This window comes from Sphingomonas sp. TDK1 (assembly GCF_001650735.1).
Taxonomy (GTDB): domain Bacteria; phylum Pseudomonadota; class Alphaproteobacteria; order Sphingomonadales; family Sphingomonadaceae; genus Sphingomonas.
Genome location: NZ_LXVY01000020.1, coordinates 92,130 through 103,597, shown reverse-complemented (window position 1 = coordinate 103,597; position 11,468 = coordinate 92,130). Strand labels below are relative to the sequence as shown.

11 protein-coding genes, 1 tRNA gene and 1 pseudogene are annotated in these 11,468 nt (G+C 67.4%); 8 read left to right on the top strand and 5 right to left on the bottom strand.

What is annotated here, in order from left to right:
- A pseudogene (locus A7X12_RS12295) lies at window positions 1-804 on the bottom strand (IS3 family transposase); the annotation flags it as partial.
- Window positions 805-1,360: 556 nt separating this feature from the next.
- Window positions 1,361-1,434: transfer RNA gene (locus tag A7X12_RS12290), tRNA-Gln, on the bottom strand.
- A 177-nt stretch (window positions 1,435-1,611) separates the two neighbouring features.
- On the opposite strand from A7X12_RS12290, the gene A7X12_RS12285 reads away from it, so the two are divergent.
- Together A7X12_RS12285 and A7X12_RS12280 are read left to right on the top strand one after the other, a co-directional pair.
- Window positions 1,612-2,649: a Ppx/GppA phosphatase family protein gene (locus A7X12_RS12285; RefSeq protein WP_084445397.1), complete on the top strand. Its 1,038-nt coding sequence runs from the start codon at window positions 1,612-1,614 to the stop codon at window positions 2,647-2,649.
- 18 nt (window positions 2,650-2,667) lie between these two features.
- Window positions 2,668-3,360, top strand: a complete 693-nt coding sequence (locus A7X12_RS12280) for an RlmE family RNA methyltransferase (RefSeq protein ID WP_064311918.1) — start codon at window positions 2,668-2,670, stop codon at window positions 3,358-3,360.
- A 42-nt stretch (window positions 3,361-3,402) separates the two neighbouring features.
- Here the strand turns inward: A7X12_RS12280 and A7X12_RS12275 are convergent, their stop codons facing one another.
- Genes A7X12_RS12275 through ligK form a run of 3 tightly spaced genes read right to left on the bottom strand, consistent with a single transcriptional unit; the run spans window position 3,403 to window position 6,003 of the window.
- The gene (locus tag A7X12_RS12275; protein ID WP_064311917.1) at window positions 3,403-4,278 is read right to left on the bottom strand and encodes an amidohydrolase family protein; all 876 of its coding nucleotides are present in this window, start codon (window positions 4,276-4,278) and stop codon (window positions 3,403-3,405) included.
- Complete coding sequence (locus tag A7X12_RS12270) at window positions 4,275-5,336, bottom strand: 4-oxalomesaconate tautomerase (protein ID WP_064311916.1); 1,062 nt, start codon at window positions 5,334-5,336, stop codon at window positions 4,275-4,277. The genes A7X12_RS12275 and A7X12_RS12270 overlap by 4 nt, the downstream gene beginning before the upstream one ends.
- Entirely contained in the window at window positions 5,329-6,003 is a 675-nt protein-coding gene (gene ligK / locus A7X12_RS12265; RefSeq protein ID WP_064311915.1) for a 4-carboxy-4-hydroxy-2-oxoadipate aldolase/oxaloacetate decarboxylase, read from the bottom strand. Before ligK ends, A7X12_RS12270 begins: the two co-directional genes overlap by 8 nt.
- A gap of 100 nt (window positions 6,004-6,103) precedes the next feature.
- Here ligK and A7X12_RS12260 point away from each other — a divergent pair, with 100 nt between their 5' ends.
- The 6 genes from A7X12_RS12260 to A7X12_RS12235 all read left to right on the top strand — a co-directional run bounded on the left by A7X12_RS12260 (window position 6,104) and on the right by A7X12_RS12235 (window position 11,431).
- Window positions 6,104-7,261: a LysR substrate-binding domain-containing protein gene (locus A7X12_RS12260; RefSeq protein WP_064311914.1), complete on the top strand. Its 1,158-nt coding sequence runs from the start codon at window positions 6,104-6,106 to the stop codon at window positions 7,259-7,261.
- A gap of 64 nt (window positions 7,262-7,325) precedes the next feature.
- The gene (locus tag A7X12_RS12255) at window positions 7,326-8,198 is read left to right on the top strand and encodes an NAD(P)-dependent oxidoreductase (protein ID WP_064311928.1); all 873 of its coding nucleotides are present in this window, start codon (window positions 7,326-7,328) and stop codon (window positions 8,196-8,198) included.
- The gene (locus tag A7X12_RS12250) at window positions 8,195-9,220 is read left to right on the top strand and encodes an amidohydrolase family protein (RefSeq protein WP_064311913.1); all 1,026 of its coding nucleotides are present in this window, start codon (window positions 8,195-8,197) and stop codon (window positions 9,218-9,220) included. Before A7X12_RS12255 ends, A7X12_RS12250 begins: the two co-directional genes overlap by 4 nt.
- Entirely contained in the window at window positions 9,217-9,621 is a 405-nt protein-coding gene (ligA, locus tag A7X12_RS12245) for a protocatechuate 4,5-dioxygenase subunit alpha (protein WP_064311912.1), read from the top strand. Before A7X12_RS12250 ends, ligA begins: the two co-directional genes overlap by 4 nt.
- Entirely contained in the window at window positions 9,621-10,466 is an 846-nt protein-coding gene (locus A7X12_RS12240; RefSeq protein ID WP_064311911.1) for a class III extradiol dioxygenase subunit beta, read from the top strand. The genes ligA and A7X12_RS12240 overlap by 1 nt, the downstream gene beginning before the upstream one ends.
- 23 nt (window positions 10,467-10,489) lie before the next feature.
- Entirely contained in the window at window positions 10,490-11,431 is a 942-nt protein-coding gene (locus tag A7X12_RS12235) for a Gfo/Idh/MocA family oxidoreductase (RefSeq protein WP_064311910.1), read from the top strand.
- The last annotated feature ends 37 nt before the right edge of the window (window positions 11,432-11,468 follow it).

The following is an 11,468-nucleotide window of genomic DNA, read 5'->3' as shown; positions in this document are numbered from 1 at the left end:
TCCTTCATGATGGTTGCTTGATGGGATGCCAAGGTGTCCGGGGGCATGCCCCCGGACACCTTGACCGGCGATCTCGGCGGGGGTCTTCCCGCCCAGTTTCGAGTGCGGCCTGATGTGGTTGTAGTCATGCCGCCAGGCGTCGAGCACGAAGCGGGCGTGCGCCAGTGACGTGAACAGCGTCTCGTTGAGGCATTCGTCGCGCAACCGCCCGTTGAAGCTTTCGACGAAGCCGTTCTGCATCGGCTTGCCCGGCGCGATGTAGTGCCATTCGACGCGCCGTTCCTGCGACCAGCGCAGGATGGCCGAGGAGGTCAGCTCGGTGCCATTGTCGCTGACCACCGTATGCGGCTTGCCGCGCAGCCCGATCAACCGCGTCAGTTCGCGCGCGACTCGAACGCCCGACAGCGACGTGTCGGCTACCAGAGCGAGACATTCCCGCGTGTAGTCATCGACCACGCACAGGATGCGGAAGCGACGGCTGCACGTCAGCGTGTCGGATACGAAGTCCAGCGACCAGCGCTGGTTCGGCCCGTCTGGCAACAGCATCGGCGCCCGCGTGCCTAAGGCTCGCTTGCGGCCGCCGCGACGGCGGACCCGCAGGTTCTCCTCGCGGTAGATGCGCCGCAGCTTCTTGTGATTGGGCGTCATGCCCTCCCGCGCCAGAAGATAGCCGAGGCGACGATAGCCGAACCGGCGGCGCTCCGCCGCCAGCTCGCGCAACCGCGCCCGCAAGGGCGCATCATCGCCCCTGGTCGGCTGATACCGGATCACCCTGCGGCTCACGCCAACCAGACTGCACGCCCGAGCCGAATCGTTAGACTCACTTCCTGCGACCGTTGAGGTGTCGTGGCGCACCACGTGGCAGATCGAGAACCACTCCGGTGCGCCATCTTCACAGGCCCTGGCATAGTTCAGGCCGCCATAGGCGGTAACGCCAACACTCTCCACGGCGCCGTTCGAGAAGTTGAATAATGGGTGATTCGGCAAGATCGCGACGAACCCCTCGAGGGCGCCGGTATGAGGCGACCGGCGGATGATACAGGAATATCCTGTCCCCGAATCGCGGAAGGCGATCTTCTCCGCTTCCTTGTTCCAGGGGCCGCGGGTGCGGGGTGCGAGGTCTTTAACGTGGTAGACCGCTTCGACAGGGACGAGGTCGCTGCCAAAGGCCCGCATCTGATTCGTCCGTTCGACGACGGCTTTGGGATCGACGGTTTTTGGAGGTTTTCGTTTGGCCATCCGGCTGCTCCTTTTTGACTGGAGCGCGAATATGATGACCGAGTCTGCAGCTTTGCCAACGCTTTCGCGGGCACACCTAAGTGTCCCGGAGGGCAAGCTAATTTGGCAAGGGACAAGCTGTTGGATGCCCCGTGAGGATTCGAACCTCAATTGACGGAGTCAGAGTCCGTAGTCTTACCTTTAGACGACGGGGCACCGGACAGGACGCGCCAGATAGGGGGATGCAGCGCCCCTGTCAACGCGCAAATGCGCGCTCGCCTTGCTCTTGCGTCAGACCTCGTCTAGCCTCGCATCCAAGCACCGGCCGGACCGTTTTGGTCTGGTGACGGAAGAAGATAAGTGAGTGATGTGATGGGGGATGGCTCCGCCAGAATGCCCCGCGGGAGGCGCGTTTCCGCCGCCCGCCCCGTGGCGCCGCCAGCCGCGAAGGGCCCGGCCGCGCGCTGGCCCGAGGCGCGCCACTATGCGGCGCTGGATCTGGGTACCAACAATTGCCGGCTGCTGATCGCGCGACCGCAGGGGGGCGGGTTCGCCGTGATCGACGCCTTCTCGCGGATCGTGCGGCTGGGCGAGGGACTGGCGACGACCGGTCGCCTGTCCGACGCGGCGATCGAACGCACCCTCGCGGCGCTGCGAATCTGTGCGGACAAGCTGAAGCGCCGCAATGTCGCGCTCGCGCGATCGGTGGCGACCCAGGCTTGTCGCCAGGCCGTGAACGGGGCCGAGTTCATCGAGCGGGCCTATCGCGAAACCGGCATCGCGCTCGACATCATCACGGCCGAGGAGGAAGCACGCCTGGCCGTACTCGGCTGTCATGCGCTGCTCGAACCCGGCGACGGACCGGCGCTGGTGTTCGATATCGGTGGCGGCTCGACCGAGCTGGTACTTGTCGATTCGCACGCGCCCATTCCGCGCATCCTCGACTGGCACAGTGCCCCCTGGGGCGTGGTGTCGCTGAGCGAGGCGACCGGGCAGAGCAAGGCCGTGGGCGCCGATGCCCGCGCCGCCGCCTATGCCGACATGCGCGCCCGGGTGCGGGAGAGCTTCGCGCCCTTCGTCGCCCGGCTGCGCCCCCCCAAGGGCACGCGCCGGCTGCTCGGCACCAGCGGTACGGTGACGACGCTCGCCAGCGTGCATCTGGGGCTCGCTTCCTATGATCGCTCGGCGGTGGACGGGCTGATCGTGCCCAGCGCGGCGATGCGCGAGGTGAGCGGGCGCATTGCGGCCATGAGCGTCAAGGAACGCGCGCAGGTGCCGTGCATCGGCAACGAGCGGGCCGATCTGGTTGCCGCCGGATGCGCGATCCTGGAGACGATCCTCGACATCTGGCCCGCCGAGCGGCTAGGCATCGCCGATCGCGGCATTCGCGAAGGCATATTGCGGCGGCTGATCGGCGGCGCGCCCTTATAAGGTTGTGAGGAAGATTCGATGAGCAGGGGCGGTGGCCGCGGCCATGTTCGCGTGCGCACGGCGCGCGGCCGGACGGCGCAATCGACGCGCTGGCTGGAGCGCCAGCTGAACGACCCCTATGTCCGGCGGGCAAAGGCCGAGGGCTATCGCAGCCGCGCGGCCTATAAGCTGACCGAGCTGGACGAGAAGTTCGGCTTCCTGAAGGGCGCCAAGCGCGTGGTCGATCTCGGCGTCGCCCCGGGCGGCTGGACGCAGGTGGTGCGGCGCGTGCTGCCCAAGGCGGCGGTGGTCGGCATCGATTTGCTGCCGGTCGATCCGATCGACGGTGCGACGCTGTTGCAGATGGACTTCATGGACGACGCCGCGCCGGATCGGCTGATCGAGGCGCTGGGCGGCACGCCGGACCTGATCCTGTCCGACATGGCGGCGAACACCGTCGGGCATCCGCAGACCGATGCCCTGCGTACGATGGCGCTGGTGGAAACCGCGTTCGACTTCGCGATCAAGACGCTGGCGCCCGGCGGCGATTTCGTCGCCAAGGTGTTCGCCGGCGGCGCGGATTCGGCGCTGATCGCCGAGATGAAGCGCAATTTCGCCACCGTGAAGCACGCCAAGCCCCCCGCCAGCCGCAAGGGCTCCGTCGAATGGTATGTGGTGGCGCAGGGCTTCAAGGGGCGCAGCGAAGCCGCGTCGGAGCCGGAGGCGGAGTAAGCGACGGTCCTCCCCCTGGCGGGGGAGGATTGCGGCGGCGGGTCAGGCTTCGTCGGGCCAGTAGAGTCGCATCGGATTGGCGACGAGCAGCTTGTGTTGCAGCGCTGCGGTGGGAGCGAGGCGCGGAATCATGTCGACCAGCGCGCCGTCGTCGGGGATCGCATCCTGCATGTTCGGGTGCGGCCAGTCGGTGCCCCACAGCACGCGATCCGGATAGTCGGCGACCAGCGGCGCGACGGCGCGGGCGAAATCGTCCCAGGGCGGCCCTTTGGCGTCGAGCCGGTCGGGGCAGGTCACCTTGGTCCAGATATCGTCCCGGCTGTCGAGCAGCGCGCGGAAAGCCTGCATGTCCGGTCCGTCGGGCCCCTGCGCCACGTCCGGGCGTCCCATATGATCGATCACCAGCAGCGTCGGGATCGCGTCCAGGAACGGCCGCAGTTCGGCGAGAATGTCCGCCTCGAAATAGACGACGACGTGCCAGCCGAGCGGCTGGATGCGGCGGGCGACCTCCAGGAACTTGTCCTTGGGGGCATCGTCGACCAGCCGCTTGAGGAAGTTGAAGCGCACGCCGCGAATGCCGCCTTCGTGCAGGCGCTCCAGCTCGGCATCGCTGATCGCAGGATCGACGACGGCGACGCCGCGTGCCCTGCCGTTCGACTTGGCGATGGCGTTCAGCGTCGCGGCATTGTCGGTGCCGTGGCAGCTCGCCTGGACGATGACGTTGCGCGCGAAGCCCAGCTTGTCGCGCAGCGCGAACAGCATGTCCGGGCCGGCATCTTCCGGCAGATACTTGGCCTTGGCGCTGAACGGAAACGCCGCCATCGGTCCGAAGACATGGCAATGTGCGTCTACCGCGCCCGGCGGGGGGGTGAAGCGCGGCACGCTGGGATCGGCGTGCCAGCTGGTGATGCGGCTCATGCGAAAACCTCTCCGTCCATCAGCTTGCGGGCGGTCCGCAGCATGGCTGCGGTGACCACTGCGCCGCTTTCGTCCAGTTCCATGACGCAGGTGGTCTCGCCGCTCGGGTGCTCGACCGACAGCGTCTTGCGCGCTCCTTCGGGGATCACCGCCACGTCCGCGGCGGGAGAGCCGGGGATCAGGCAGGCGGTGGCCACGCTGACGGCGCCGAGCACGCCGATCGACGCATGGGCGCGGTGCGGAATGAAGCTGCGCACCGTCACTGCACCGCCATGCTGCGGCGGGGCGACGAGCATCATCTTCGGCACGGATTTCTCGCGCACATCGCCAAGGTTCATCCGTTCGCCCACCGCGAGGCGGATCGTCTCGATTCGGGCCTTCAGCGCCGTATCCGCATCGAGCGTGTCGCGATCTTCATAGCCGGTCACGCCGACATCCGCCGCCTTGATCACCACGCAGGGCATGCCGTTGTCGATCAGCGTGACCGGGATACCTTCGACCACATCGACCGCTCGTCCGCTGGGCAGCAGCGCGCCGCAGGACGAGCCGGCGGTGTCGCGGAATTCGAGCGGGATCGGCGCGGCGGTGCCGGGCACGCCGTCGATCCGCGCATCGCCGGCATAGGTGACGCGGGCCTGGGGTGTCTGCACCGTTGCGACGGCCTGCTGTCCGGTATTGACGAGATAGACACGGACGCGGGTCTCGCCTTCCTCCGCTTGGACGAGCCCGCGTTCGATCGCGAACGGGCCGACACCGGCGAGGATGTTGCCGCAATTCTGCGCGTCGGAGACGATCGCCTGATCGACGAAGACCTGGAGGAACAGGTAATCGACATCCACGCCGTCACGGGTCGACTTGCTGACCACCGCGACCTTGCTGGTCAGCGGATCGGCGCCGCCCATGCCGTCGATCTGGCGGGGGTCCGGCGAGCCCATGATGCGCAGCAGAAAGGCGTCGCGCTCGGCGGTGTCGGCTGGCAGGTCCTCGGGGAGGAAGAAGGCGCCCTTGGAGGTGCCGCCACGCATCCACATCACCCGGGCGGACAGGGTCTCAGACATATTTCAGCCCCATCTCTTCGAGGCGAGGGCGCATGTTGTAGATGTCGAGGCCCAGCTCGCCGGCGGCCAGCCGCTTGCGCTTGGCTTCCTCCAGGGCTTCGCGGGCTTGTGCCTTCTCCAGCACCGCCGCCGCTTGGGCGCGAGGGATAACGCACACGCCGTCGTCGTCTGCCACGATCACGTCGCCAGCGTTCACCAGCGCATTGGCGCACACCACGGGCACGTTGACCGAGCCCAAGGTCGCCTTGATCGTCCCCTGCGCATGGACCGCCTTGGACCAGACCGGGAATCCCATCGCAGTCAGGTCGCGTACATCGCGCACGCCGGCATCGATCACCAGCCCGCGGCAGCCGCGTGCCTGGGCCGAGGTGGCGAGCAGATCGCCGAAATACCCGTCGGTGCAAGGGCTGGTCGGCGCCAGCACCAGGATGTCGCCGTCGCGCAGCTGCTCGATCGCGACATGGACCATCCAATTGTCGCCCGGCGGCGCGGAGATGGTGACGGCGCTGCCGGCGATCCGTGCGCCGGTATAGATCGGCCGCAGGTGCGGGGCGAGCAGGCCCGTGCGGCCCTGCGCCTCGTGGACGGTCGCCACCCCGGCATGGGCGAGGCCGTCGATCACCGCAGGATCGACGCGTTCGATATTTTGGACGACGATGCCAGACATGGCAGCTCCTCTGATCTTTTGCCGGAGGAGGTGCGCGCGCGGCGCGGCGGCATCCAATCGGAAGGATGGCAGGGCCATTAGTTTTTGCTAATCGTGACGGATGCAGGTCGATCATCTCAATATCCGCCACCTCGCCGCGATGGCGGCTGTGGTCCGGCTGGGCAGCGTCAGCCGCGCGGCCGATGCGGTGCACCTCACCCAGCCGGCGGTGACGCAGGGCATCGCCAAGCTGGAGGCGCAACTGGGCCTGGCATTGTTCGAGCGGCGCGCGGCCGGCATGGCGCCGAGTGAGGCCGCCCTGCGGCTGGTGCCGCGGGTGGAGGCGGCGCTGCGGCTGATCGGCAGCAACCGGGTGACGGCGGCGCAGCTGCGCGCGTTCGTGGCGCTGGCGCAGCAGGGCAGCTATCCGGCGGCGGCGCAGATTGCGGGCGTTACCGTTTCCTCGGTCCACCGCGCGGTCGGCGATCTCGCCCTGGCGCTGGAGCAGCGGCTGGTCGACCGGCGCGGTCGCGGCCTGGTGCTGACCCATCACGGCGTGCAGGTAGCGCGGCGGCTGCGGCTGGCGCTCGCCGAGCTGCGCGCCGGCGTGGAAGATCTGGGCGAGCTGCTCGGCCGGGCGTCGGGCCGCATCTCGATCGGCGCGATGCCGCTCTGCCGGGCACGGCTGTTGCCCCATGCGATCAACGCCTTCCGACGCGACCAGGCCGGCATTGACCTGCTGATCCATGAGGGCGCGCATGGCGAACTCGTCGGCCCGCTTCGCGACGGCGAGATCGACCTGATGATCGGCGCGCTGCGCGATTCCGAAACGCTCGGGCCGGATCTGGTCCAGACCCGGCTGTTCGATGACCGGCCCACGATCATCGGTCGCGCCGGCCACCCACTGGCCGAGGAAGTCGATCGGCTGGCGGCCCTCAATCGCTTCGGGTGGATCGTGCCGCCGGAGGGGACACCGCTGCGCACCTTGTGGCGCAACCTGTTTGCCGAGATCGGTGGCCCGTTGCCGCCGGTTCCGATAGAATGCGGATCGGTGATGACCATCCGTGAGCTGCTCCAGGCAGGCGACGAACTCACCCTGCTGTCGATCGACCAGCTTTCGGTCGAACTCGCTAGCGGCCTGCTGGCGGATCTTGGCCCGGCGCCGGGTGCGGTGACCCGCACGATCGGCGTGACGCATCGTGCCGACTGGCGCCCGACGCGCGCGCAAGCAGCATTCCTGGAAACGCTGCACGCCTCTGCGGTTATACTCTATACGTAAAATCTTATAGCGCCCGGGCGGATTCGATTGGCCGTGCGGACACGCCTCCGCCATGCCGCATGCCATGCAAGACAGGATCGCCCTGATCGGCTTTGGAGAGGCTGGCTCGACCTTCGCCCGTGCGGGCGGCTGGGAGGCCGATGCGCGGGTATTCGATCGCAAGACCGACCTGTTCGGCGCCGACGCGATGCACGAGCGCTACGCCGAAGCCGGCGTGGAAGGTGCTACGACGCTGGTCGACGCGGTGGCGGGCCGCCCGCTGATCCTGTCGCTCGTCACGGCCGACCAGGCACTTGCCGCCGCCGAGGCCGCCGCCCCCCACCTGGCGCCGGGCGCGCTTTATTGCGACGGCAACAGCGTTGCGCCGCAGACCAAGCAGGCGGCTGCCCGCGCGGTGGAGGCGGCGGGTGCGCACTATGTCGACATGGCGATTCTCGCCCCCGTCGATCCGGCGCGGCTCGCCGTGCCACTGCTGCTGAGCGGCGCGCAGGCGGATGCCGCGGCTTCGGGGCTGGCCGTGCTGGGCTTTCAGAATATCAGCGTGGTCGGCGATGCCGTCGGCCGCGCCTCGTCGATCAAGATGATCCGGTCGGTGATGGTGAAGGGCATCGAGGCGCTGACCGCCGAATGCATGCTCGCCGCTGAAGCCGCAGGGGTGCGCGACGCGGTGCTCGCTTCGCTCGACGCGAGCGAGCGGCCCCGGCCGTGGGAGGCGCGTGCCGATTATAATCTCGACCGCATGCTGATCCACGGGCTGCGGCGCGCGGCCGAGATGGAGGAAGTGGTCAAGACGATTGAAGCGCTGGGCACCGGCGCCGCCATGACCCGCGGCACGGTCGAGCGCCAGCGCGCGATCGGCATGCTCGGGCTCGGCACCCCGCCCGAGGGGCTGGGGGCCAAGCTCGCCGCGATCGAGGAGAGGACGAAATCCGCATGACGATGATCATCGACTGTCACGGCCATTACACCGTGCTGCCCAAGGCGCACGATGCCTGGCGCGAGGCGCAGAAGGCCGCGTTCAAGGCCGGCGAGACGCCGCCGCCCTATCCGGAGATCAGCGACGCCGAGATCCGCGAGACGATCGAGGCCAACCAGCTGCGCCTCATCAAGGAGCGCGGCGCCGACCTGACGATCTTCTCGCCGCGTGCCTCGGCGATGGCGCCGCATGTCGGCGACGAGACCGTGGCCAAGGAATGGGCGCGCCGCTGCAACGACCTGATCGGGCGGGTGGTCGACCTGTTCCCCGAAACCTTTGTCGGCGTGTGCATGCTGCCGCAGAGCCCCAAGGCCGATATGCAGGGCTCGATCGCGGAGCTGGAGCGCTGCGTCACCGAGCTCGGCTTTATCGGCTGCAACCTCAATCCCGATCCCGGCGGCGGCCATTTCACCCATCCGCCGCTGACCGACCGCTACTGGTACCCCTTCTACGAGAAGATGGTCGAGCTGGACGTGCCGGCGATGATCCACGTCTCGGGCAGCTGCAACCCGGCGATGCACGCCACCGGCGGCTATTACATCGCCGCCGACACGATCGCGTTCATGCAGCTGCTCGAAGGCGATCTGTTCAAGGATTTCCCGACGCTGCGCTTCATCATCCCGCATGGCGGCGGCGCGGTGCCCTATCATTGGGGCCGCTATCGGGGCCTGGCGGACATGCTTAAGAAGCCGTCGCTCGACGAGCATCTGATGCACAACATCTTCTTCGACACCTGTGTCTATCACCAGCCGGGCATCAACCTGCTGGCCGATGTGATCGACAACAAGAACATCCTGTTCGGCTCGGAAATGGTCGGCGCGGTGCGCGGTATCGATCCGACGACGGGCCAGTATTTCGACGACACCAAGCGCTATGTCGACGCGCTCGATCTCCCCGAGGCCGAGCGCCACGCGATCTTCGAGGGGAATGCCCGCCGCGTCTTCCCGCTGCTCGACGCCAAGCTGAAAGCGAGGGGGCTATGACCACCGATATCCACGCCTATCTGGCCGATCTGGAGGATATCCCGGGCACCCGCGTCTACACCGCGGCGCGGGCGCGGCAGGGCTATTGGATGAACCAGTTCGCGATGAGCCTGATGCAGGCCGAGAACCGCGAACGCTTCAAGGCCGACGAGCGCGCCTATCTCGACGCATGGCCGCTTTCCGAGGAGCAGAAGCAGGCGCTGCTGGACCGCGATTACAACCGCTGCCTCGATCTGGGCGGCAATATCTATTTCCTCGCCAAGCTCTTCTCCACCGACGGGCTCAGCTTCCTGCAGGCGGTGGGCACGATGACGGGCATGCGCCCGGAGGAATATCAGGCGATGATGGTCGCCGGCGGCCGTAGCCCGCAGGGCGTCCGCTCGATCCGGGAGAAGCGTTGATGGCACGGATTACCGCGGGCGTCGCGACCAGCCACGTCCCTGCCGTGGGCGCGGCGATCGATCTCGGCAAGACCGCAGAGCCCTATTGGCAGCCGGTGTTCGCCGGCTATGACTGGTCGAAACAGTGGATCGCGGGCGAGAAGCCCGATGTCGTGATCCTGGTCTATAACGACCATGCCTCGGCGTTCGACATGCGGATCATCCCCACCTTCGCGATCGGCTGTGCCGAGCGCTATGGCATCTGCGACGAGGGCTGGGGCCCGCGCCCGGTGCCGGAGGTGATCGGCCATCCCGATCTCGCTTGGCATATCGCGCAGAGCTGCATCCTCGACGAGTTCGACCTGACGATCGTCAACGAGATGCAGGTCGATCACGGCCTTACCGTGCCGCTGAGCCTGCTGTTCGGCCAGCCAGAGGCCTGGCCGGTGCAGGTCGTGCCGCTGGCGGTCAACGTCGTCACCTATCCGCCGCCTTCGGGCAATCGCTGCTGGCTGCTCGGCGAGGCGATCGCGCGGGCGGTGGCGAGCTATCCCGAGGACCTGAAGGTGCAGGTCTGGGGCACCGGGGGCATGAGCCACCAGCTCCAGGGTCCCCGCGCCGGGCTGATCAACGCCGAATGGGACAATCGCTTCCTCGACTGGATGAGCGGCCCGTATGGCGACGAACTGCGCGCGATCCCGCATATCGAATATCTGCGTGAGACGGGGTCCGAGGGCATCGAGATGGTGATGTGGCTGATCATGCGCGGCGCGCTGGGGCGCGACGTGCGGGCGCTGCACCGCCATTACCATGTGCCCGCTTCCAACACCGCGGTCGGGCATCTCGTGCTCGAACCCGTCCGCTGATCCAGACCTTACAGGAGAAACCCATGCGTATTGCCCTGGCCGGCGCCGGCGCGTTCGGCGAAAAGCATCTCGACGGCCTCAAGCTCATCGACGGGGTGGAAATCACCTCGATCATCAGCCGCACCGCCGACCAGGCCGCCGCCGTCGCTGCCAAATATGGCGCCAAGCATCATTCGACCGAGCTGGCCGATGCGCTGGCCCGCGACGATGTCGATGCGGTGATCCTCTGCACCCCCACCCAGATGCACGCGCAGCAGGCGATCGCCTGCATGAACGCCGGCAAGCACGTCCAGGTCGAAATCCCGCTGGCGGACAGCTGGGCGGATTCGCAAGGCGTGCTGGCCAAGCAGCAGGAGACCGGGCTGGTTTGCATGGTCGGCCATACCCGCCGCTTCAATCCGAGCCATCAATGGGTCCACAACCGCATCACCGCGGGCGAACTGGCGGTCCAGCAGATGGACGTGCAGACCTATTTCTTCCGGCGCAAGAACATCAACGCCAAGGGCCAGCCGCGCAGCTGGACCGACCATCTGCTGTGGCACCACGCCGCGCACACGGTGGACCTGTTCGCCTATCAGGCCGGCAAGATCGTCCAGGCGCATGCGGTGCAGGGGCCGATCCATCCCGAGCTGGGCATCGCGATGGACATGTCGATCCAGCTGAAGAGCGAGACCGGCGCGATCTGCACCCTGTCGCTCAGCTTCAACAATGACGGGCCGCTCGGCACCTTCTTCCGCTATATCTGCGACAACGGCACCTATATCGCCCGCTACGACGATCTGGTGGACGGCAAGGAAGCGCCGATCGACGTCAGCAAGGTGGATGTGTCGATGAACGGCATCGAACTGCAGGACCGCGAATTCGTCGCGGCGATCCGCGAGGGGCGCGAGCCCAACAGCTCGGTGGGCAAGGTGTTCGATTGCTACCGCGTGCTCGGCGAGCTGGAGACGCAGCTGGCGGGGTGACCTTCATCCTCCCCCGCCAGGGGGAGGTGGCGCCGCA